This is a genomic window from Edaphovirga cremea (genome assembly GCF_003332275.1).
GTDB classification, from domain to species: Bacteria; Pseudomonadota; Gammaproteobacteria; order Enterobacterales; family Enterobacteriaceae; genus Edaphovirga; species Edaphovirga cremea.
The window spans coordinates 1-21863 of record NZ_QOVA01000037.1 but is presented as its reverse complement, the minus strand read 5'-3'; the positions used below and the strand labels follow the sequence as shown (position 1 = coordinate 21863).

Here is a 21863-nt window from a genome sequence, read left to right as displayed (position 1 = left end):
TGTTGTGGTTTAATCTTGAACACGAACTCGAAGTTCGAGCAGGGACCACAAACTCACAACAGCACCCCCGATGATCAGTCAGGGGATTATCGCTCTGTTAAAGTGATAATCAAGATATAAGCAGGGGGTGAAGCGCACCCCCTGCACCCGCGCTTTTCCGCAGCATGAATTGCCCGCGTTGCAGGTTCCCTCGGTTGTCATTCCGGCGGACGGGCCGGCTTTAGGCTACAGTCCCTGTAGCCGGACGCCTTTCGCCGCCGTCCTGGCGGCTCATCCCTGCCTGCATTCCGCCCTCAGCAATTTATGATGCTCTGGGGAAGGTCAAAGACAAAAGCAATAAAGAAAACATACTTTGAGTCTACCTTTATCTTTTGACCTTGTTGGCGCACTCTGGAATATTGCTGATGAGTCTGGAAGGTCGATAAATCCTTAATAAATAGTGACTTTTTAGAAATAAATCGGTCATTGGATTTTGATGAGTGTTCCTTTGATACTTTTACTGGCGTAGCGAGCACGCAATGCCAGTAAGCATCCAACCAGCATCACTAGCGCCAGCGACAATTTTGGTGGCAAGGGTAATGCCATTGCCAGCAGCCCTAGCGCTGCGCCGCCCGCCATCTGCACCGATCCTACCAGGGCAGAAGCGACGCCAGCCTCATTCGAATAAGGCTCAAGGGCATAACTGGTTGCCGGTCCCATCATAAATGCCAGTCCAGCACAGGCACATGCCACCGGTAACATGTATGCCCACCAGGTATTTTGCATTTCAGCAGGCAGAAAACTGACGCCGAGCGTCAGGCTGACCGCTCCCAGCAACATCAGAACACTGCCAGTAGCAAGGCAGATTGGCCGACCTACTTTGTGAATGATGCGGTTGGCAAAAAAACTCACCAGCATGATCCAGAAACCGTTGGCCCCGAACGCCAGGGAAAATCAGGAATCGGTCATCGTTCAGAATGCGCCAATATTGCTTCAGCGGTAGCCCCGTAACAGGTTTGGTATCCGCAGGGCGGGTTTCTGGCAGGTAAAAGGCAATCAACACCAAAACCGCGGCCCCATAGGCCACTAAAAACCAGAACGGCGCACGCCAGCCGAATGCTTCAGCCAATAATCCACCCAATAGCGGCGCCAGGGCCGGAACGATATTCAGCGTCCCATTAAGAAATCCAAAAGCCCGGGCCGCTTCATTGCCGTTCATGCGATCGCGGACACCGCTGAATGCCACGACGGCAGTACAACAGACCGCGACGCCCTGTAAAAGGCGCGAGGCAACAAACAGCGTCGGGGTAGTAGAAAGCGCGGCCATCGCCGCACCAATCATGTAAATGATGATCCCAACCAATGCGATAGGTTTGCGGCCATACTTATCGACCAGCGGTCCGGCAATGATTTGCCCCAGACCTAATACCAGAATAAATAGTGAAATGGTTGACTGAATCACGGCCTCGCTGCTACCGAGTCCAATGGCAATGGCCGGAATGGTGGGAAGATAAAGATCGATACCTAACGGACCCAGAAGAACCAGACTTAAGAGCAGTAATAGAAATTTTTGCATAACAGAAAACTAACGTCCCAAAAACATTTGCCTTAGGGTAACGATTTCACCGCGCTGAAGAAAGGAAATAATAGGTGACAAGGTCACTTATGGACGTGACGGGTTGGATTCCCTAAAGTACATGGCACTGATGACATCGGATAAATACCTGGCCTGATGTTTGGCATCATCCATTGCGCAGTGGGGGGTTCCTTCAAAAGGTCGCTCTTTTTTAGGATTGAAACCGTTCATCTCTGCCAGGGTAATAATTGTGCGGACATCCTGCGTTTGCCAGAAGGTCCATGGGCATGGCATTTCCAACTGGTGATAAGCATGTTCGAGTATCACGCAGTCGAACTCTTTGCCATTACCCCATACTTTGAGGGGACTTATGCTATTCATATGAATGAATCGGGAGAGATTGGACAGCGCCCGTTTGAGTGTGTCGGTACCTGAAAATGCCTGCTTGCGCGCGGCGTCGCTCTGTTTGCTCCACCAGGAGACGGTCGAGAGTCCCATCGTTCTTCCCGGTTGTTCTTTTTCGCTGCTGATAAAGCATTCAAGTTGAGCACCCAGACTACCGGTTTGCGGATCAAAAAAAACAGCGGCAATAGTGAGGATTACGGCGCTGGGCTTGATATCCAGTGTCTCAATGTCCAACATCAGATGGTGCATACGTCACTCCCTGAAAATAAAGCCCGTAGTATGAATCAATAGCGTAGACCCCGTTTTAGCTGGGGAAATCACCGCACAGCAAAGTGCGGATGCTATCCTGCATCCGCTACGGATCTTTGATCAGCCAAGGTCTTTTTGCTTCCAGAAATCGTCAAAGATCGTTACCGGCAACTGGCGTTTATGCTCGGTGCGGGTGTACCAACCTTCGATAATTTTCGCGATGGCAGGCTGGACCGTTTTCCCTTCCAGATAGTCATCGATCATTTCATAAGTCACACCCAGTGCAACTTCATCAGGCAGAGAGGGGCGGTTCTCTTCCAAATCAGCGGTCGGTGTCTTGGTATAAAGATGCACCGGACAGCCGAGGAATTTCAGCAAGGCTTTACCCTGGCGCTTATTAAGACGGAAAATCGGATTGATGTCTGTGCCACCGTCACCGTACTTGGTGTAAAAACCGGTCACCGCTTCTGCGGCATGATCGGTTCCGACCACCACACCTGCTGTCATACTGGCGATGCTGTATTGCGCCTTCATTCTTTCCCGGGCTTTTTCGTTACCCTTCACAAAGTCAGACAATTCAATACCGATATCACGCAGCGTTGCTTCGCTGGCCAGCACGGCATTTTTGATATTCACAGTGAGCGTGCGATCTGGCTCGATAAAAGCAATGGCATCCTGGCAATCGGCTTCATCAACTTGCACGCCATAAGGTAAACGGACGGCGATAAACTGGTATTTCTCGTCGCCGCTCTCTTTGCGCAATTCAGTAATGGCGGTTTGGCACAGTTTACCGGTCAGTGTGGAATCCTGTCCGCCACTGATACCCAATACCAGGGTTTTGATAAACGAATGCGCTTGCAGATAACTCTTTAAAAAATCGACACTCAGACGAACTTCTTCCTCTGGATCGATCTTGGGTTTGACGTGCATTGCCTGAATAATTTCTTCTTGTAGTGCCATGACCACTCCTCTTGAAACCCCAGCGAGTACCCTTTGTACTTGACGTTGCAGGGGTGTTAGCGCCTACCTGCAACGTCAAGTACTTTGGGTATACATAAATAAGAATTTTTACCGGAAGTTCTAAAACTACCTCGCAAAGGTTAAAAGGACAAGGTGGATTACAGTCATGCGAGGTTAAAGCGTCCCTGATTCCATTACGTGCCCCGAGGATGTTCTATGCTTGAACAACAGTAACTGCAACAGGTCACAAAAATGGACGATACACTCGATCTGATTGGTATAGGCATTGGGCCGTTTAATTTGAGTTTGGCCGCACTCGCGCATGACACAGGCAAATTAAGATGCGCATTCTTTGATGAACATGACGCTTTCAGTTGGCACCCCGGAATGTTACTTCCTGATGCCAGCATGCAAACTTACGTTTTGCAGGATCTTGTCACCACAGTGGCACCGCGCAGTGAATTTTCCTTCATCAATTATCTGGTTGATCAGAAAAAAATATTTCGATTTCTCGCTACCGAGCAAACCATCATCAGCCGGGATGAATTCTCGGATTATTTGTCATGGGCCAGCCAACGTATCGATGGACTCTATTTTTCCCATGCTGTCGAACAGATAAGTTTTGACGATCGGTTACAGCGATTTGAGGTTCGCTCTGGAAAGGATGCCTGGTATTCCCGTCATATTTGTCTGGGAACCGGGCATGCAGCCTGGATACCGGAACCCTTCCGCGCAGCGCTGGGCGATCGCTGTTTCCACGCGGCGGAGGTGGAGCTCAGACAGCCAGATTTTACCGATCAACGGGTAATTGTGGTCGGCGGAGGTCAGAGTGGCGCAGATATTGTGCTGAATGCCTTACAAGGGCATTGGGGAGAACCAGCGCATTTGAGCTGGCTGTCGCGCCGACCCAATTTCCAACCTCTGGACGAGTCGGTTTTCACCAATGAATATTTTACGCCGCAGTACGTGGACTATTTCTACACGCTGGAACGGGAAATCCGCGAGCGGGAAATTAAAACGCAGAAGTTGCCCTCTGATGGCATCAGTTACCATACCCTCGAGGCCATCTATCGCGAGTTGTATCATCGTTTCGATGTTTTGCATCAGCCGCGCAATGTCACGCTGTTACCACACCGCAGCCTGAAAAAACTTGAGGCGACGCCAGAAGGATTCGAACTGGAGGCGTTGCATGGTCTGGAACAACAAGCCGAACATTTCAGCGCCGACTGCGTCATTCTGGCGACCGGTTACCGTCCTACGCTGCCTGACTATCTCAAGCCGTTATTACCGCGTATTCACACGGACGGCAAAAATCATTTGCCATTGAACCCTGACTTCAATCTGCGTTGGGATGGTCCTGAGAGCAACCGTATTTACGCGGTAAATGCCGGTATTCATAGCCACGGCAGTGCGGAAGGGCAACTGACGCTGACGGCCTGGCGTTCCGCGCGGATTATCAATCATCTGCTTGAGACGCCATTTTACGATCTGGATCCGGGACCTTCCCTGATCCAGTGGTGGCGAAAAGATCACAGCGCGGCAGGAAATTAAACTCACAACCAGGGGAGTAGCCCGGGGATTGCCATCATAAATCTACGGGCGCTCTGCCGCCCGACAACTCAAAATATACGCCTCAAGCAAGGGGATATCTGCCGGTGCCAACCCATATTCCCGCGCCGCTTCTGGCATAACCCAAACCACCGCAGAATGGCATCGGCATACTGGTTCGCCATTGAGAATCGTAACCCGCCAGGCGTATAACCGAACCACTTTGTCACTCAACTGCAAATCACTGTGAGCTATAAAGGAAACCACCCGCGTGCGGATAGCCAACTCTTCTTCCAGTTCGCGGGACAGCGCGTCTTGCTGACTTTCCCCGGCCTCAACTTTTCCGCCGGGAAACTCCCACAAGCCCGCCTGATCGCGACTGTTATCACGCTGTGCCAACATTATCAGGCCGTCACGTTCTATGACAGCGGCAACGACATCAACTATTTTCATGGGATTGCCGCTCCAGCGTCATGCTGGAGCGTCTTCTGTCAAAGGGAGAATTCCGCCCATACGGGAGCATGGTCGGACGGTCGTTCCATCGCACGGATATCATAATCGATCCCCGTGGCCGTGCAGTAGGCGGCAAGCGGGGCGTTGGCCAACAGCAAATCAATACGCAGACCGCGATTGTCATCAAACCCGCGGGAACGATAGTCAAACCATGAAAAACGGTCGTTACAGTCCGGGTTTGCTGCACGGAAAGTATCAACCAATCCCCAGTTCTTCAATCTGTCCATCCATACGCGTTCTTCAGGCAGGAAAGAGCATTTCCCTGTACGCAGCCAGCGCTTGCGGTTCTCTTCACCAATACCAATATCCAGATCGGTAGGGCTGATATTGACATCACCCATCACCAGCACCGGATTCTGCTGATTCATCTGCTGTTCCAGATAGTGCTGCAAATCCTGGTAAAAACGCTCTTTGGCCGGAAACTTGATCGGGTGGTCGCGGCTTTCTCCCTGCGGGAAATAACCGTTAATCACCGTGAGAAGTCCTTTGGGCGTCTCAATATCGGCCATGATAATCCGACGTTGGGACTCATCATTGTCACCGGGAAAACCACGACGCACGGCGATCGGTGCCTGACGAGTCAGCATCGCTACGCCATAATGGCCTTTCTGTCCGTGGTAAAATACGTGATAACCATATTGACTGACATCTTCAAGCGGAAACATGTCGTCATGGACCTTGGTTTCCTGCAGGCCAATAACATCAGGTTGGTGCTGTTCGATGATGGCGGCGAGCTGATGAGGGCGCGCACGCAGCCCATTGATATTAAAAGAAACAAACTTCATAGTCGGTGCCGATTCGCAGAGAGAATGTAGTAAGATGGTAGCAGATCCCCACGTTAAATGTAACGCGCTGCTGTGCCTGGGAATATACCCGCTTTGTTACGCTGCTTCATCCTTTGTACCGATACAGTCTGAAAATGGGGACTAACATGGATTCTGCGTACAGGCAAATTGACGCACGATTAAATGCTGCTCATGCCATATTTCAAACTAATAAAATGCAATGAAGCGTGATAAAAAACCGACCATGCGCTAAATTACCCGGCATTGGTAGGGAACAAGGAGAGCGGATAACCGCAATTCGGCTGAAATGGGGCGCTTCTGTCAACTTTTTGTGACAGATGACTTCTTCCGCATGAAATGAAAGAGTAATATTGCTCTCAGTTATCCCGCACCTGCGCTAAAAAGGTCAACACTAATGCGTTTGGAAGTTTTTTGTGAAGATCGTCTGGGTCTGACCCGGGAACTCCTGGATTTACTGGTGCTGCGTAGCATCGATCTCCGGGGAATCGAAATCGCCATGATTGGCCGTATTTATCTCAATTTCTCACAGCTTGATTTTGATACCTTTCGTGCCCTGATGGCTGAAATCCGCCGGATTGAGGGCGTCACTGACGTAAGAACCGTTACGTTTATGCCTTCTGAGCGAGAGCATCGCGCACTGCGTGCTCTGCTTGAATCCATGCCTGAACCGGTCTTTTCCATAGATATGAAAGGCAAGGTGGAGCTGGCTAATCCGGCAGCACTGGCACTTTTTACCCTTGAAGAAGACAAAATCCGTAATTACACCGCGGGGAGTCTTATCGGCGGCTACAATTTCAGCCGTTGGCTGGAGATGGAAAACAGCACGCCGCACACCGAACGGGTGGTGATCCGCAGTCAGGATTTCCTGATGGATATCACGCCAATCCATATGGAAGACGAGAACCAGCAAAATGCGCCGGTGGGTGCCGTGGTGATGCTGAAATCGACCGCGCGTATGGGCCGTCAACTGCAAAATCTGGCGGTCAATGACGACAGCGAATTCAACCATATTGTCGCCGTCAGCCCGAAAATGCGCCAGGTATTGGAGCAGGCCCGCAAACTGGCCATGCTGGACGCGCCACTGCTGATTGTGGGCGATACCGGTACCGGCAAAGATCTGTTGGCGCGGGCTTGCCATATGCGCAGTCCGCGAGGCAAAGAAGCGTTCCTGGGCCTTAATTGTGCTTCGTTACCGGATGATGTGGTGGAAAGCGAACTGTTTGGTTATGCGGCAGGTGCGTACCCCAATGCCATTGAAGGTAAAAAAGGCTTTTTCGAACAGGCCAACGGCGGTTCGGTATTGCTTGATGAAATTGGTGAAATGTCACCCCGCATGCAAATTAAACTGCTGCGTTTCCTTAATGACGGAACTTTTCGCCGCGTGGGTGAAGAGCATGAAGTCCATGTCGATGTGCGGGTCATCTGCGCCACGCAGAAAAATTTGATTGAGTTGGTACAGCGGGGGGAATTCCGCGAAGATCTCTATTACCGCCTCAATGTTCTGACTATTCAGTTGCCACCGCTGCGCGAACGTCCGGCTGATATCCTGCCGCTGACCGAACTCTTTGTGGCGCGTTTCGCTGACGAACAAGGTGTTGCGCGACCTAAACTGGCCCCGGAACTGAACAGTTTCCTCACGCGCTACGGCTGGCCAGGCAACGTGCGTCAATTGAAAAACTCGGTTTACCGCGCACTGACTCAGTTGGAAGGTTTTGAACTGCGCCCTCAGGATATCGTCCTGCCGGAGTTTGAGGCAGAGATGTCCATTGGCGAAGAGGCGCTGGACGGCTCGCTGGATGACATCAGCAAGCGCTTCGAACGCTCGGTACTGACCCGCCTTTATCGCACCTATCCAAGTACCCGCAAGTTAGCCAAGCGTCTGGGCGTATCGCACACGGCCATAGCCAATAAATTGCGTGAATATGGTCTGAGCGGACGTAAAGCGGAGCAGGAGACGGAAGAGTAAAGCAGACGTTTGTGAAGTACAGGGGTTTGTGAAGCGAAGAGATTTGTGAAGCAAAATGCAGAAGGGGACTCCCCCTTCTGCCGAGTCTAACTATTTCAGAACGGCCAGCGCCGCGTCATAATTCGGCTCTGTGGTGATTTCATCAACCAATTGGCTGTAAACCACTTTGTCCTGACCATCCAGAACCACAACAGCACGTGCCGTCAAACCTGACAACGGGCCATCAGCAATGGCAACGCCATAATCTTGTTTGAATTCGCCGCCGCGCAGGGTAGAAAGGGTGGTCACATTGCTCAAACCCTCGGTACCGCAGAAGCGCGATTGAGCGAAAGGCAGATCGGAAGAGATACAAAGAACCACGGTATTTTCCAGCTCACTGGCGAGCTGATTGAATTTACGCACGGAAGCCGCGCAAACGCCGGTATCGATGCTTGGGAATATATTGAGAACTTTGCGTTTCCCGGCAAAGCTGCCCAACGTCACATCGGACAGGTCTTTAGCGACCAGCGAGAAAGATTTGGCATCGTCGCCAGGTTGCGGCAATTTGCCTGCCACGCTCACCGGATTGCCTTGGAAATGTACTGTCTGTGCCATGATTGTTTCCTTTTACAGGTGTTTAACACTCCGGACAGTTTAGGGCAACATTTACGGCTTGGGTATATAAAGTTTTCCAAACCCAAGCACTTACTTGTATAGCTTGCTTGCATATATAGGGTTGTCATCCATTATTGATTTGATATCAAACTAGCCGGAGCCGTTATGAGAACCGTCCGTTTTTACCCTGAGGCCTGGCCGTTACATACGGCTTTCGTGATATCCCGTGGCAGCCGTACTGAAGCCCGGGTCGTGGTGGTTGAAATTGAAGAGCAGGGTATTCGTGGGGTTGGGGAGTGCACACCGTACCCGCGTTATGGGGAAAGTGAGGCGTCGGTGATGGAACAGATCGCCTCGGTTCTGCCAGCCATTGAGCAGGGGGCCGATCGGCAAACGTTACAGGATTTGTTACCTGCAGGTGCGGCGAGAAACGCCCTTGATTCGGCTCTATGGAATCTTGAATGCCAGATTTCTGGTGAAACGCTTTGGCAGCGTAGTGGTATTTCGCCAGTGAATGTGATCAGTATGGCGCAGACGCTGAGTATCGGTACGCCCGAAGAGATGGCGACGTCTGCGCTGGCGTTACAGCAGCAGGGCGCGACGTTGTTGAAGATCAAACTCGACGATCACCTGATTGCCGAACGGATGGTCGCCATTCGCTCGGCGGTGCCTAAGATGACGCTGATCGTCGATGCCAACGAGTCCTGGCAGAGTGAGGGATTGGCAGCGCGTTGCCAATTGCTGGCCGATCTCAAGGTTGCCATGCTTGAGCAACCGTTACCTGCAGGGGAAGACGAAGCGCTGGAGAATTTCATTCATCCACTGCCCATTTGCGCCGATGAGAGCTGCCACACCCTGGCCGATCTCCCCGCACTGGCGGGTCGCTACCAGATGGTCAATATCAAACTGGACAAGACTGGCGGGCTGACCCAAGCCTTGCAACTGGCGATTCAGGCCAAGGCCGCAGGTTTTGACGTGATGCTCGGTTGTATGCTTTGTACGTCACGCGCAGTTCGCGCGGCTTTGCCGCTGGCACCCGACGCCCGCTTTGTGGATCTTGATGGACCGACCTGGCTGGCAACCGATGTTGAACCGGGTTTGGAGTTTCATTGCGGAGGCATAAATCTGGCCGCCGATGACGGCCAGTCGGTTAGTCGCGCATAAGCAAACCCGCCAGCGCCGCCAGATAACGCTCGCAGGCTTCGTCCGCTGAAATGGGCGGCAGTTCGGCGGTAATACACGGCAGCGATATATCCGCACACCAACTGCCAAAGGAACCCGGTGTGGCATAACCCACACTGGTTACCAGCGGCAGTGCAAATTCATTCGCCATCCAATTTCCCAATGCGGTACTGTCCGGGTCTTCTATCCAAGCCAGAGGCTCATGTAAAGAGACCACCCAACGCGGCTTCAACCGGTGGATCAACTGGCAAAGTGCCTGCGTTTCAGGTTCGGAACCTGCACGATCGCCTGTCGATAACACCACATCCCGTTCTTTCGCGGCACTGTTCCAACGATAAACCGTATCCCCTGGTTTCCAATTGGCGCTGGGGAAATTCCGGTTCAAATCCACACCATTGGCATTGGCGCGCAATCCCAGTTGGCAGCCATCCGGATTTACCGCCAGCACGACGTGATGACGCTGATGTTCATGGTAAATGCTGCGCATGGCGCAAGAGAGTGCAACCACGGCGGCGGTTTCATCACCGTGCGTCCCAGCCAGAATGAGACCCGTCTCATGAGTTACGTGACTGGCTGGAAAATACAGCAACGGTGCACCGAGCAGTGAACTACCATATTGTGTCCCCAGTGAGCCAAGGTGGCCACGGTCGGTACGTGGGCGAAATTGAGTCATACATGTTCCGCATTGAAAGGGTGTATCACTTGTATTTACATCAGTTTGCCTAACTAAAATAGCCTTTTTTACTGAGGTTTTCCGGGGAATGTGCGCAATCACTTATTCATAATGAATTTTTGTTCAGAATAACCTGATTGAATGGTACAAAAAGGGAGACAACCGAATCAGACTGTTAACCTGGGTAAGGATTTATGGCGATGACTAACAAGAGATTTCGTCTGGCGAGTACCGCATTGCTGATTGCAGCAGTAACGGGTTCTTCCTGGGCCGCAGTAGTGCCAGCAGGGACGGTTCTGGCAGAAAAGCAGGAAATTGTACGTCATATTAAAGACGAGCCAGCCTCTCTCGATCCGATCAAAGTCGTTGGGCTGCCTGAAGCACAGGTCGTGCGGGATCTGTTTGAAGGATTGGTCAATCAGGATGCCAGTGGCAAGGTGATACCGGGTGTTGCTGAGCGTTGGCAGACCAACGATAACCAGAGTTACTTGTTTACCCTGCGTAAAGATGCACGCTGGTCGAATGGCGATCCGGTAACCGCCAACGATTTTGTCTACAGTTGGCGGCGTTTGGTCGATCCCAAAAGCCTCTCGCCATTTGCCTGGTTCGCGGAACTGGCGGGGTTACAGAATGCCGACAAGATTATCGCAGGTACTTTGCCCGTTGATCAATTGGGCGTCTCTGCGGTCGATACCCATACGCTGAAGGTGCAACTCAATAAGCCCGTGCCGTTCTTTGTCAGTCTTTTGGCGAATTTCAGTCTGTTCCCGGTGCATCAGGCCACGATTGAAAAATACGGTAACGACTGGACGAAGGTGGGTAATCTGGTAGGCAACGGTGCCTTCAAGCTTCAGGATCGGGTGGTGAATGAAAAACTGGTGCTGGTACCCAATGACAATTATTGGGATCATAAAGCAACGGTTCTGACGCAAGTGACGTTTGTCCCTATCAACCAGGAATCCAACGCCACCAAACGCTATCTGGCCGGGGATATTGATATCACCGAATCTTTCCCGAAAACGCTCTATCAAAAGCTGCTGAAAGATATTCCCGGCGAGGTCTATACGCCGGATCAACTGGGTACCTATTACTACGCATTCAACACCCAACGCGCGCCTACCAACGATGTCCGGGTGCGTAAAGCGCTCTCTATTGCCATCGACCGTCAGATTATTGCCGACAAAGTGTTGGGAACCGGCGAGAAGCCTGCCTGGCATTTCACGCCTGACGTGACGGCGGGTTTCAAACCCATGCCGAGCACGTTACAACAATATTCACAGGATGAATTAGATGCACAGGCGAAAGGATTACTGTCTGCGGCAGGCTATGGCCCGAATAATCCGCTCAAGCTGACGCTGCTGTATAACACCTCGGAGAGCCATCAGAAGATCGCGATTGCCGTCGCGTCCATGTGGAAAAAGAAACTCGGTGTGGATGTGAAGCTGGTCAATCAGGAGTGGAAGACCTATATCGATAGCCGCAATACCGGTAATTTCGACGTGATCCGCGCTTCCTGGGTCGGGGATTACAACGAAGCATCAACGTTTTTGTCTCTGCTGACTTCCAGCCATAGCGGCAATATCTCCAAGTTTGATAGCCCGGTTTATGATGCGCTTTTGCAAGAAGCCAGCCGTCAAACCAACGCACAGGCGCTGAATGCGGATTACAACCAAGCCGAACAGATCATCGCGGATCAAGCCCCGATCGCCCCGATCTATCAATATACCAATGGCCGGTTGATTAAACCGTGGGTAAAAGGCTATCCGATCACCAACGCGGAAGACGTGGCTTATAGCCAGACTATGTACATTTTGAAGCACGAATAGTGTTCTGTTTCTACCGAACACATTTTTTGCTTGCTTTGATCTTCAACGGGTTAACGCTAAACTGAAAGGAAGCGCAGTTTACTTAAAAGGTGAAAGTAGTGGATGTTATTGAAGGCAAGGAGCTTCAGGTTTCTGATGCGGTTTATGCCTGGCAACTTGATGGAAAGGGCGGCGTAACGCGTATCGACCCGGCAGGTTTTGTTAACTGCGATCGTCCATGTTGGCTGCATCTGGATTATACCTTGCCAGGCAGCCAGCAGTGGTTGAGTACCACACCGCTATTACCCGATGTCGTCCGCGATGCCTTGGCGGGTGAGAGTATGCGCCCCCGCGTAACGCGTCTGGGTGATGGAACAATGATCACGCTGCGCAGTATCAATTTCAACGCCGATGCGCGTCCCGATCAACTGGTGACCTTCCGCGTCTATATGACCGATAAGCTGATCATCTCAACCCGGCATCGTAAGGTGTATTCCATTGATGAAGTGCTGAATGATTTGCAGCATGGTGCCGGACCGATCAATAGCGGCAATTGGTTGGTGGAAATTTGTGATGCCATTACGGATCACACCAGTGAATTTATCGAAGATCTGCACGACAAAATTATCGATATGGAAGATGCCGTTCTTGAGCAACAGATGCCGGAACGGGGGAGAATGGCGCTGTTACGCAAACAATTGATCGTGTTACGCCGTTACATGGCGCCGCAGCGGGACGTGTTTTCGCGTTTGGCCAGTGAGCGTTTGCCGTGGATGAATGATGACGAACGGCGTCGTATGCAGGAGATCGCCGATCGATTGGGACGTGGGCTGGACGATATTGATGGCAGCATAGCGCGAACAACTGTTCTGGCCGATGAGATCAGTTCGTTAATGGCTGATGCGATGAATCGGCGTACCTATACCATGTCGCTAATGGCGATGATTTTCCTGCCAACCACTTTTCTCACCGGACTGTTCGGGGTGAATTTGGGGGGGATCCCTGGCGGAGGCTGGAGTCTTGGGTTTAGTTCGTTCTGCCTGATGTTGGTAGTCTTGGTATTGGGTGTTGCGTGGTGGTTACGGCGCAGTAAATGGTTGTAATAAAATAAAGAAATTCATTTTTAATATAATAAAATTTTACTTATTCATTATCCAAATCCATGCGAAGTTGAGCAAAATCAACGTTTGTCCTGATCGGGTGATGCAAACTCATTCATGCAGGTGAATGCAACGTCAAGCGATGGGCGTTGCGCTCCATATTGTCTTATTTCCTACTTTTGAATTACTGCATAGCACAATTGATTCGTACCACGCCGGTTTTATAAACCGGCTTTTTTTTGCCGAAAAAACGCCAAACTCCCCGTTTTGAAAAGCATCACCTTGGAAGTCATTTTTTTCATTGATGCTGGGACAGCAACCACTCGCGGACAGCAATAACATCCGCCGACAACGTTTTCCTGCAACTATTCACCAGATAAAAAGCCTGGCCGGTGGAGTAGGGCAGATCGAATAACTCAATCAGCGTTCCCTGTTGCAACTCTTCTTCCACCAATAATCTGCTAGTGAGTACTACGCCTTGCTGACGTTTGGCCGCTTCGATCGCCAGTAGCGACTGATCGAAAGAGATTGCCAGAATTGCCTTAATCTGACTTTTGCTCAGCGCGGTATTCAATGCCAACCAGTCAGCCCAATGTGGATGCAGCGAGGTATGCAATAACGTGGCGCGGCTCAACGCCTCCGGTTGCAATAAGTTGTGCGTCTGCTGATATCCGGGGTGACAATAAACCCGGCACTCATCTGGCGCTAAAAAAGTGTTTTCCAGCAGCGGAGACTGACCATCGTAATAACAAATCCCTACATCAACATTTCCATGGTCGACATCGACTAATGCTGTCGTGGCATTCAGTCGTAGCTCGATCAGGGGAAACTCACGCATGAACAGCGGCATCCTCGGCGAGAACCATTTCGCAGCAACGCTCGGTGGCATTGAGATACACACGGAACGTTTCTGACGATTCACCACATTTTCACTGGCTTGGGCTATCTGATTCAGAGGCAGCAAAATTTGCTGGTAATAATGCTCCCCAACGTCGGTGATCGTCAGTTGACGAGTTTCACGGACGAACAATTCCGCACCTAACCATTCTTCAAGCTTTTTGACTTGCTGACTGATAGCGCCAGGGGTAACGGATAATTCCGCTGCGGCGAGAGTAAAACTGCTGAGTCTGGCTGCCGCTTCAAATGCCAGCAGGGCACGCATTGGAGGATAACGGGTCATGATTTAGTTTTTCTATTTTATAAAATTAATAAAGTGGTTTTAGCATGGTATTAAATTTAATTCAATGGATGAGTTAGATAATCTATGGTTGAGTTTATTTATGGTTGAGTTTATCTACGGTTGAGTTTATTTATGTGCAAGTGGTTGTATGGATAAGATGGGGGTGACATTGTTAGGGGGTCCCGTCGGTTCTCATGTTGGAAAAGCGGGCTCGGAGCAGGTTTCGGTTGATATCAGATTGATGTTTCTGACTTTCAAAAGATAGATTTGTTGGTTGATTGCTTTGGCTATGCTGTTGATCTCTAAATATGAAGATCGGCAATCAAGCAAGGGGCGAAAGCGCGCCCCTTGCATCCGCGCTTTACGCAGCACGAATTGCCCGCGTTGCGGGTCCCTTCGGTTGTCATTCCGGCGGACGGGTCGGCTTTAGGCTACAGGTCCCTGTAGCCGGACGCCTTTCGCCGCCATCCTTGGCGGCTCACCCCTGCCTCCATTCCGCCCTCAGCAATTCATGATGCTCGGAGGAAGGTCAACGTCAAAAAACAAAAATATAAAGAAAACAAAATAGTGGATTAATTGCTTTTGAATCTGCTTTTGAATCTGCTTTTGAATCTGCTTTTTATCTTTTGACCTTATTGGCGCACTCAGGAATATTGCCGACGAGTCTGGAGGGCCGAGTGAGCCGCAGGGACGCGGCGAAAAGCTCTGCATCGCCGGGAGCGATTCAGAGCTGGCTCGATAAGCCCGCAAGACGTGGGAGGGAACCGGTGAAACCGGCAATATTTCCGCGCCTAGCCCGGGTTCAAAGGGGCGCGGCGATGGCGCTCCTTTGTCGGTTGAGGCGTCGAGGCTCAGGTAGAAAACAAAACTTATATCAACCGAAACCTGCTCCGAGCCTGCACCATGAGAATTCATATCCTACCCACGCAGTGGGCAATTTATGCTGCGGAAAGCGCGGTGCAGGGCCGCGCTTACGACCCTGCTCTAATCTTATCGACGCCCCCGCGGATGAGTTCTTGCCGTCCAGTCAAATGTTGCAGAAGTACTTGGTGCAGACGCTTTAAGGCGCTTTCTTTCAGCACGATTCTTGGTCGCTGTTTTTTCACGTTGCTCGCCAATTTCAGCAAAGAAATCGTCTTTGATTTTATTTCTTTCTGCATTCGTCAGCTCACGTTCATGGGCTTTACGTGCCTGGGCAAGTAAGGCGTTCAACTGACGTTGTTCACTTTCAGTCAGGTCTTTTTGGGTAAGTGTATTCATATAATGCAACCTTAATGCAGAGGGAATAATCAGTGTAAGCCTAAACGCCGAAAAGGCTCAGTGATTAATCACACACCCCAGCATTAAAGTACGCTTTTTGCTCCTATGCGTGTTGTTTCAACGTGATACTGCCGTTTTTATACTCAAAGGCCAGGCAATCAATGCGATAAAATGCACTGACGTGGCCAAGTGGAGAAAGTGTAATCAGCACAATAGGATCAACGAAGATTGATGAATGGCACTTATATTAGATTGATCAGCATTAGTTACATTTCATAGAGATAACGCATAGCATTTGCTTGCTGTATGCAGTTAGTATGAATTTATGGACGATGACAGACTTGATAACCAATTGGTATCTGACAGGAGCTTTTCATGAGTAACGCTTTCTTAGACACAATCAAAACACGCCGTACCATCTATGCGCTCGGCGATAAACTTTCACTGTCTGAAGATCAGATCTCTACGTTGATCACTGAAGCAGTAAAACAGAGTCCATCGGCTTTTAACTCACAAAGCTCCCGAGTGGTCATCCTTTTTGGTGCGCAGCATAAAAATGTTTGGGACATCGTTAAGCAGACCCTGAAGAAAATTGTTCCGGAAGCAGCATTCCCAACTACTGAGAAGAAAATTGATTCTTTTGGCGCTGGCGCTGGAACCGTGCTGTTTTTTGAAGATACGCAGGTCATTGAAGAATTGCAGAAAAAATTCGCATCTTATGCGGATAATTTCCCGATCTGGTCTGAGCACTCAACGGGCATTGCACAATTTGCCGTATGGTCAGCGTTGGCTCAAGAGCAGATTGGCGCATCTTTGCAACACTATAACCCATTGATTGATAATGAGATTAAGGCTCGATGGGAACTCCCAGAAACGTGGAAACTGCGCGCTCAGATGCCATTTGGTTCAATCGAGCAGTCCGCGGGTGAAAAGGCATATATTGATGATGCAGATCGTTTCCGCATTTTTAAATAGTCATTCTTCATTGCCTTAATCGGCTTATGAAGCGAGAAGAGCCAACGTTTTGTCGTTTCGACAGCGTTGGCTTTTTTACAAGGTGGATTTGCGGGAACAAATATCAGCCCATATTTTTTCAAGCCATGGTTTTTTAAACAGTAATACTTGGTAAAATCTGCACGATAATTGCAGGCAAGTTTTATCAGATTTCACGTAGCGCGATCAAGAAGGAGGGTGACGCCAGCCGGATACCGATGGCCGCTGAAAATTTCAAATCTGTGCAATCCGTATCGCGGATAACGTTATGCGAACTGATAAATTCGTCTTTTGCTCTTATCTCAAATTGTACATATAATGATTAAAAATATGAAAAGGGAAGAAGATATGAGTACTAATATGGAAATAGCCAAACGAATAGTAAAAATTATTATATCTCCTGACTCGGTAATAGGTTTTGTTCATGGAATGTTGTCTGTGCCTCAAGATTTGGGATATTTGGCCTTGATACGGATTCTCGTTTCCTGCGCGAGTCAGAAAGAATTAGAATGGCAGGTGCCATTAAATACGGAATCTTAGAAAATGAAAACTTTGTAAAAACTATTGAGACTGTATTAGATAAGTTTAATGCGAGCATTCCAGAAGATAAAAAAGATAGTATATATAGTCAGGTGACTTTTGCACTTGTAGGTAGAACTGTTACCAACTCTGTAATAGCAGGTAGATTGGCGATTGCTATATCTCAACGTAGTTCCCTTTTCGTAGCTGCGAGAGGTGGGGTAATTGGTAATACATTGCTTTTGGGTGGAATGGCCCAACGTAGCATCTATACCTCAGAGTCATTACGACAAACTGATCCTGAAATATATTATCCGTTACGTGCATATAATTATGATCTTCTTTATTTTTTGGTTGAGCCTGTTCTGGAACCTTTTATAGAAGCGTTAAGAGTAAAAAAGACTAAAGGTCAGCCTGAGTTTAATAAAATATTGGATATAGTAGAAGATGAGCTTAACCTGATCTGTTAGTGACGTGGGCAACAGGCGGTTTTCAGTTCGACCGCGACTTTGGTTATTCATGCCAAGCGGTCCAGACTGACGATAACGTTTCAGCAGACGGCTACAATGGCGCGGCGTAATTCCGAGCATCTCCGCAGCCTGACCAGGACGCAGGTTGCGATCAATGACATCCTGAAGGATTTTGAGGCGGTTGATTTCTTTCACGGTGAACATCCCGGCGTCAGGTATAGCCATAGAAAACTCCTCATCAGGAAAAGTGAGTTGTTGACTAGGCATACAGGTTTGAAACGATAGCCTGGACATTCCTAATGAGCCACAAATAGACATTAGCATTGAGCCACCACACTATTGATGCGCATAATGTATATTATGTTAAATACCATACATCGATTAATAATGAGGGCCTGTCTTCATCGTGCTCCTCTCCTCCGTCTATATCTTCGTAGTATTCCGGGCGTATAAAACGGTCACCGTCCTAGTGAGTCAGAACCCTGTTACGCGCCAGGTCACAAACGGACATTTTCCTTAGCCGACTTGAGCGCATGTCGGCGTCAGTCAACTGCCCCTCAATACCTTCAGCCTAGCCTCACGTGGATTGTCGCTGAAAACTGTCGCTGCTCAGGTCGGGTTGTTCCCTCCCACACGCCTTTCCCTGGCGTTTGAACGCCGGTTCGGCGTCGCTCCGCGGTTGTTTCGCGATATGCATGCAACGCTATAGCCTTTGCGCTGTTATCGAAACCGCTTGATATTAGAGAAAATAGAACCGCTAATCGCTTACTATCCCCATAAGCAGGTCATCATTTTTGATTTTGAAAGCCGCTTATTTCTTCAGTTGTAATGTCGTCATGCAGGTTTGGTTTTCAGCGTGGGTTGCAAAAGGCGATTTAGCCTTAAGACTTTGATAACTCACTTCAATCGTCCCTTCAGTATTACGTGGTAGCCACACGCCAATAAAACCATTCTGATAGCTGGTCAGCTTATCCTGTACGATAACGTTACCGCTGTTATCCGTAATTTTCACGTCGAATTCAGTATTCGTCAATTCGCTACGGCAGCCAGATAAACTGTGGTTAAAACAGGGATGAGTTAGATTTATATAAGGGGCGAATGAGAGGTAAAACTTATCCCCCAAGGGGAAAGAAAACTGCTGTTGCCCGTCAGATAATTTCAATTCCGTCCCGGTAACCGAAGCAGAATAAGCCAAGGGACGCTCTTGTTTAGATTGATCGATTGTCTCAATCATTTGCTCAGTCGTTTTTCCAGATAAACCATGCTGAGTCAAAAACTCTGTTTCTGCGGTGGAAGTGGATTGTGCTAACGCAAAATGACTGAAAGTGACTGCGGCTAAAGCAACAATAGCCAGTCGGGCAGTTGAAGAAAATGTTTTTTTCACTGTCATAGTATCCTTACGGTAAGAGTAAAGTGTTCTCTGTGCTTGCCGAAATGCCCTATTAACTCACCCAGTCATAATTCAGATCATTACAACGCTCAGCCTTTATCAGATTCAGGCATATCGTAATGAACAGCCAACCAAACTGTTGGTCCGTTGGGATCGGTCCACTCAACGCGGTGTCGGCATTGTGCCGGAATCGTAACGAAGTCACCGACGCGCAACTCGCGAACGTCAGATTCATTTTCGAACCGCAAGCCTGCGCAACCCTGTAGAACAATCACCCACTCGCTTTGCGGCTGGCAATACCAAAACCCCGGCGGACTCGCTTGCCCACTAGAGATAATCCGTTCAATACGTACATCAGGCCGATCTACCAATGTTTCGAAAGTTTCCTCTACTGCGTTAAGCGCAGCTATGGGAAATTGTGTGAAAATATTCGTCATCATCTGAAGGTTCCCTTATCAGTGTGCTTTCACATTAGTTATCGGCATCAGGCTGATGCAACGTAAGAACTACGCCAGATATTTCTCAAACCATTTGATTGTTCGATCCCAGGCGAGCTTGGCGGCCGCTTCATCGTAACGCGGTGTAGTGTCATTGTGGAATCCGTGATTTACGCCGGGATAGATATAGGCTTCATAGGTTTTGCCCGCTGCCTTCAGTGCCGCCTCGTAAGCTGGCCAACCTTCGTTAATTCGAGTATCCAGCGCGGCATAATGGAGCAGTAATGGCGCCTTGATCCGTGGCACATCTTCCGACTTAGGTTGCCGTCCATAAAATGGAACGGCCGCAGCCAATTCGGGATACGCGACGGCTGCAGCATTGGCGACGCCGCCGCCATAACAGAAACCAGTGATACCGACTTTACCCGTGGTTGCATCACTTTTTATCAAAAATTCGATTGCCGCAAAGAAATCATTCATTAACTTCTCGGGGTCAACCTGTTGCTGTAATTCTCGCCCTTTATCGTCATCACCGGGATAACCACCAACGGAACTCAATCCATCAGGTGCAAGCGCGATAAATCCGGCTTTGGCAACACGCCGAGCGACATCCTCGATATACGGATTCAGCCCGCGATTCTCATGGACAACGACCACGCCGGGCACCGGGCCAGTTGCCTTGGCGGGACGGACCATGTAGCCACGCACCTCACCGTGACCATTTGGCGATGCATAAGTAATATACTCCGCGACAATATCTGGATCGGCAACGTCAACCTGTTGTGCAAGTGCATAGTTTGGACTCAGGGACTTCAGGAGCAGCACGGCGGTCATTCCCCCTACTGCATATTTCGCTGCACGATCGAGGAAATCACGCCGGGAAATCTTGCCATGTGCGTAATAGTCATAAAGTTCGAGCAACTCCGGGGGAAAATCTTTGGCTGTGAGACGATTCATCCATTCCTCCTTTCAACACTGTGATTACATACGCATTGTTAACTCGAATATCCTGAACTCGATCGCTGATTTTACAGATTATGAAAATAGTGTATGTATTACTTATTCACAATACCCTATCTTAGATAATGGAACATGTCCGCTAATTTACCTGTTACTCTCTCAATCATTAAGGATGGACCAAGATGATGCCAAAAGGTACTTTTTCGAAACTGTGTTATCCGCTATTAGTGAGCGCCCTTCTCTATCATTCCGCCGGGATGGCCGCTACGATCACCCATGAAACAAAAGTCGGTGATATTACGTTGACGGCTCTTTCAGAGTCCCAGAGCGATGGGAAAATCGATAAGTTACTGAATTTCTCCGATGCCGATAAAGCGAAACTGGCACCAGATGGAACTTACAAAGCTGGGCTTAACGCGTTTTTAGTTCAGTCAAATGGCAAGAATGTGTTGGTTGATACTGGTTTTGGCACCAACCTGTTTGATAATTTAGCGTCGTTGAACGTTAAGCCAGAAAACGTCGATACAATTTTATTGACGCATATGCATCCGGATCATATTGGCGGGCTGCTGAAAGACGGTAAGGTGACATTCCCTGACTCCCGTATTTATGTTTCCCAAAAGGAATATGAGTACTGGAAGGATAATGAAAAAGTTAAACCTATCCTGGATGCTTACAGGGATCAAATAACCCGTTTTGTACCGGAAGAGATTGGCAGCAATAAAGATTTATTGCCTGGAATCGATGCCTGGCAGGCCTATGGCCATACACCGGGTCATACGGTTTACTTCCTCCATTCAAAGAACAGTTCTTTGCTGATTATCGCGGATTTGACTCATGCTGTTTATATTCAAGCCGCAGTACCGGATGTCGCCATTACCTATGATGTGGATCCGCAAATGGCGGTCAAATCGCGCAAGGCGATATTTGACTATGTTTCAGCGCACAAAATTCCGGTTGCCGGCATGCATGTTCCCTTCCCTGGGAGCGGGAAGCTTTTGTCTACAGGTAATGGGAGTTTTAGCTTTCAGCCGGACTGAATCATAGGATCAATGTTTTTCGCGTTCCCCGGCCCCTCGCCTACGCAATTCATTCAAAAGAAGGCTTTGTTGATTGAACGCTTTGGCTATGTTGTTGTTCTTTAAGTATTAAGTTTGGCGTTCAAGATACTGTCTTGTCACCTTAGTTGGCAAGACGGATTTCTGCATTGAATTTCATTCCTGACTTCAATACTCCATAGGCCAATTGCAAGAGTTTCCTCATTGCCGCGCAAATCCCTATTTTACCCCCTTTGTTGC

Annotated in this window: 20 protein-coding genes and 2 pseudogenes; 8 read left to right on the top strand and 14 right to left on the bottom strand. The window is 49.3% G+C overall.

Features of this window, described 5'->3' with window-relative positions; genetic code table 11:
* Positions 1-462: 462 nt before the first annotated feature.
* The 3 genes and pseudogenes from DRI82_RS22765 to nadE form a co-directional block, all read right to left on the bottom strand.
* A pseudogene (locus DRI82_RS22765) lies at positions 463-1555 on the bottom strand (MFS transporter).
* An 87-nt stretch (positions 1556-1642) separates the two neighbouring features.
* A complete protein-coding gene (locus tag DRI82_RS22760; RefSeq protein ID WP_114196177.1) occupies positions 1643-2209 on the bottom strand; it encodes a 3'-5' exonuclease in 567 nt (188 codons plus the stop codon).
* Between the two features lie 120 nt (positions 2210-2329).
* Positions 2330-3169, bottom strand: a complete 840-nt coding sequence (nadE, locus tag DRI82_RS22755) for an ammonia-dependent NAD(+) synthetase (RefSeq protein ID WP_114196176.1) — start codon at positions 3167-3169, stop codon at positions 2330-2332.
* Positions 3170-3421: 252 nt separating this feature from the next.
* Here nadE and DRI82_RS22750 point away from each other — a divergent pair, with 252 nt between their 5' ends.
* The gene (locus DRI82_RS22750; protein WP_114196175.1) at positions 3422-4720 is read left to right on the top strand and encodes a lysine N(6)-hydroxylase/L-ornithine N(5)-oxygenase family protein; all 1299 of its coding nucleotides are present in this window, start codon (positions 3422-3424) and stop codon (positions 4718-4720) included.
* Between the two features lie 42 nt (positions 4721-4762).
* On the opposite strand, the gene DRI82_RS22745 is transcribed toward DRI82_RS22750, so the two are convergent.
* Both DRI82_RS22745 and xthA read right to left on the bottom strand, forming a co-directional pair.
* Positions 4763-5170: a pyrimidine (deoxy)nucleoside triphosphate diphosphatase gene (locus DRI82_RS22745; protein WP_114196174.1), complete on the bottom strand. Its 408-nt coding sequence runs from the start codon at positions 5168-5170 to the stop codon at positions 4763-4765.
* Positions 5171-5208: 38 nt separating this feature from the next.
* Entirely contained in the window at positions 5209-6015 is an 807-nt protein-coding gene (gene xthA / locus DRI82_RS22740; RefSeq protein WP_114196173.1) for an exodeoxyribonuclease III, read from the bottom strand.
* Positions 6016-6430: 415 nt separating this feature from the next.
* Between xthA and tyrR the strand changes: the two genes are divergently transcribed.
* Complete coding sequence (gene tyrR, locus DRI82_RS22735; RefSeq protein ID WP_114196172.1) at positions 6431-8002, top strand: transcriptional regulator TyrR; 1572 nt, start codon at positions 6431-6433, stop codon at positions 8000-8002.
* Between the two features lie 90 nt (positions 8003-8092).
* Here tyrR and tpx read toward each other — a convergent pair whose 3' ends face one another.
* Complete coding sequence (tpx, locus tag DRI82_RS22730) at positions 8093-8596, bottom strand: thiol peroxidase (protein ID WP_114196171.1); 504 nt, start codon at positions 8594-8596, stop codon at positions 8093-8095.
* A gap of 165 nt (positions 8597-8761) precedes the next feature.
* On the opposite strand from tpx, the gene ycjG reads away from it, so the two are divergent.
* Positions 8762-9760: an L-Ala-D/L-Glu epimerase gene (gene ycjG / locus DRI82_RS22725; RefSeq protein ID WP_114196170.1), complete on the top strand. Its 999-nt coding sequence runs from the start codon at positions 8762-8764 to the stop codon at positions 9758-9760.
* Here ycjG and mpaA read toward each other — a convergent pair.
* Positions 9747-10451, bottom strand: coding sequence for a murein tripeptide amidase MpaA (gene mpaA, locus DRI82_RS22720; RefSeq protein ID WP_114196169.1), 705 nt, complete (start codon positions 10449-10451; stop codon positions 9747-9749). The two genes, ycjG and mpaA, sit on opposite strands and share 14 nt — an antisense overlap.
* Before the next feature lie 200 nt (positions 10452-10651).
* Here mpaA and DRI82_RS22715 point away from each other — a divergent pair, with 200 nt between their 5' ends.
* The gene (locus DRI82_RS22715; protein ID WP_114196168.1) at positions 10652-12277 is read left to right on the top strand and encodes a peptide ABC transporter substrate-binding protein; all 1626 of its coding nucleotides are present in this window, start codon (positions 10652-10654) and stop codon (positions 12275-12277) included.
* 98 nt (positions 12278-12375) lie between these two features.
* The gene (gene zntB, locus DRI82_RS22710; RefSeq protein ID WP_114196167.1) at positions 12376-13359 is read left to right on the top strand and encodes a zinc transporter ZntB; all 984 of its coding nucleotides are present in this window, start codon (positions 12376-12378) and stop codon (positions 13357-13359) included.
* 295 nt (positions 13360-13654) lie between these two features.
* On the opposite strand, the gene DRI82_RS22705 is transcribed toward zntB, so the two are convergent.
* The 3 genes from DRI82_RS22705 to DRI82_RS22695 all read right to left on the bottom strand — a co-directional run bounded on the left by DRI82_RS22705 (position 13655) and on the right by DRI82_RS22695 (position 15796).
* The gene (locus DRI82_RS22705; protein ID WP_114196166.1) at positions 13655-14536 is read right to left on the bottom strand and encodes a LysR substrate-binding domain-containing protein; all 882 of its coding nucleotides are present in this window, start codon (positions 14534-14536) and stop codon (positions 13655-13657) included.
* Positions 14537-15037: 501 nt separating this feature from the next.
* Positions 15038-15451, bottom strand: a complete 414-nt coding sequence (locus DRI82_RS22700) for a hypothetical protein (protein WP_114196165.1) — start codon at positions 15449-15451, stop codon at positions 15038-15040.
* Between the two features lie 75 nt (positions 15452-15526).
* Complete coding sequence (locus DRI82_RS22695) at positions 15527-15796, bottom strand: YjbD family protein (protein ID WP_114196164.1); 270 nt, start codon at positions 15794-15796, stop codon at positions 15527-15529.
* A 375-nt stretch (positions 15797-16171) separates the two neighbouring features.
* Between DRI82_RS22695 and DRI82_RS22690 the strand changes: the two genes are divergently transcribed.
* Positions 16172-16771 carry a nitroreductase family protein gene (locus DRI82_RS22690; RefSeq protein ID WP_114196163.1) on the top strand — a complete coding sequence of 200 codons (600 nt, stop codon included), beginning with the start codon at positions 16172-16174 and terminating at the stop codon, positions 16769-16771.
* A 366-nt stretch (positions 16772-17137) separates the two neighbouring features.
* Positions 17138-17778 (top strand): annotated as a pseudogene (locus DRI82_RS22685) (hypothetical protein).
* On the opposite strand, the gene DRI82_RS22680 reads toward DRI82_RS22685, so the two are convergent.
* The 4 genes from DRI82_RS22680 to yghX form a co-directional block, all read right to left on the bottom strand.
* Positions 17695-17982, bottom strand: a complete 288-nt coding sequence (locus DRI82_RS22680) for a helix-turn-helix domain-containing protein (RefSeq protein ID WP_245956912.1) — start codon at positions 17980-17982, stop codon at positions 17695-17697. The pseudogene DRI82_RS22685 and the gene DRI82_RS22680 overlap by 84 nt on opposite strands.
* Positions 17983-18589: 607 nt before the next feature.
* Positions 18590-19162 carry a copper-binding periplasmic metallochaperone CueP gene (cueP, locus tag DRI82_RS22670; protein WP_170138750.1) on the bottom strand — a complete coding sequence of 191 codons (573 nt, stop codon included), beginning with the start codon at positions 19160-19162 and terminating at the stop codon, positions 18590-18592.
* 95 nt (positions 19163-19257) lie between these two features.
* Positions 19258-19608: a cupin domain-containing protein gene (locus tag DRI82_RS22665; protein WP_114196161.1), complete on the bottom strand. Its 351-nt coding sequence runs from the start codon at positions 19606-19608 to the stop codon at positions 19258-19260.
* Positions 19609-19674: 66 nt separating this feature from the next.
* Positions 19675-20562, bottom strand: a complete 888-nt coding sequence (yghX, locus tag DRI82_RS22660; RefSeq protein ID WP_114196160.1) for a YghX family hydrolase — start codon at positions 20560-20562, stop codon at positions 19675-19677.
* Positions 20563-20747: 185 nt separating this feature from the next.
* On the opposite strand from yghX, the gene DRI82_RS22655 reads away from it, so the two are divergent.
* Positions 20748-21605, top strand: coding sequence for an MBL fold metallo-hydrolase (locus DRI82_RS22655; protein WP_114196159.1), 858 nt, complete (start codon positions 20748-20750; stop codon positions 21603-21605).
* The last annotated feature ends 258 nt before the right edge of the window (positions 21606-21863 follow it).

What these genes read in the sequence shown, in the direction of transcription:
- DRI82_RS22760 (WP_114196177.1), bottom strand. Translation starts at nt 2,209, where the DNA reads ATGCACCATCTGATGTTGGACATTGAGACACTGGATATCAAGCCCAGC.
- nadE (WP_114196176.1), bottom strand. Translation starts at nt 3,169, where the DNA reads ATGGCACTACAAGAAGAAATTATTCAGGCAATGCACGTCAAACCCAAG.
- DRI82_RS22750 (WP_114196175.1), top strand. Translation starts at nt 3,422, where the DNA reads ATGGACGATACACTCGATCTGATTGGTATAGGCATTGGGCCGTTTAAT.
- DRI82_RS22745 (WP_114196174.1), bottom strand. Translation starts at nt 5,170, where the DNA reads ATGAAAATAGTTGATGTCGTTGCCGCTGTCATAGAACGTGACGGCCTG.
- xthA (WP_114196173.1), bottom strand. Translation starts at nt 6,015, where the DNA reads ATGAAGTTTGTTTCTTTTAATATCAATGGGCTGCGTGCGCGCCCTCAT.
- tyrR (WP_114196172.1), top strand. Translation starts at nt 6,431, where the DNA reads ATGCGTTTGGAAGTTTTTTGTGAAGATCGTCTGGGTCTGACCCGGGAA.
- tpx (WP_114196171.1), bottom strand. Translation starts at nt 8,596, where the DNA reads ATGGCACAGACAGTACATTTCCAAGGCAATCCGGTGAGCGTGGCAGGC.
- ycjG (WP_114196170.1), top strand. Translation starts at nt 8,762, where the DNA reads ATGAGAACCGTCCGTTTTTACCCTGAGGCCTGGCCGTTACATACGGCT.
- mpaA (WP_114196169.1), bottom strand. Translation starts at nt 10,451, where the DNA reads ATGACTCAATTTCGCCCACGTACCGACCGTGGCCACCTTGGCTCACTG.
- DRI82_RS22715 (WP_114196168.1), top strand. Translation starts at nt 10,652, where the DNA reads ATGACTAACAAGAGATTTCGTCTGGCGAGTACCGCATTGCTGATTGCA.
- DRI82_RS22705 (WP_114196166.1), bottom strand. Translation starts at nt 14,536, where the DNA reads ATGACCCGTTATCCTCCAATGCGTGCCCTGCTGGCATTTGAAGCGGCA.
- DRI82_RS22700 (WP_114196165.1), bottom strand. Translation starts at nt 15,451, where the DNA reads ATGAATTCTCATGGTGCAGGCTCGGAGCAGGTTTCGGTTGATATAAGT.
- DRI82_RS22695 (WP_114196164.1), bottom strand. Translation starts at nt 15,796, where the DNA reads ATGAATACACTTACCCAAAAAGACCTGACTGAAAGTGAACAACGTCAG.
- DRI82_RS22690 (WP_114196163.1), top strand. Translation starts at nt 16,172, where the DNA reads ATGAGTAACGCTTTCTTAGACACAATCAAAACACGCCGTACCATCTAT.
- DRI82_RS22680 (WP_245956912.1), bottom strand. Translation starts at nt 17,982, where the DNA reads ATGTTCACCGTGAAAGAAATCAACCGCCTCAAAATCCTTCAGGATGTC.
- DRI82_RS22665 (WP_114196161.1), bottom strand. Translation starts at nt 19,608, where the DNA reads ATGATGACGAATATTTTCACACAATTTCCCATAGCTGCGCTTAACGCA.
- yghX (WP_114196160.1), bottom strand. Translation starts at nt 20,562, where the DNA reads ATGAATCGTCTCACAGCCAAAGATTTTCCCCCGGAGTTGCTCGAACTT.
- DRI82_RS22655 (WP_114196159.1), top strand. Translation starts at nt 20,748, where the DNA reads ATGATGCCAAAAGGTACTTTTTCGAAACTGTGTTATCCGCTATTAGTG.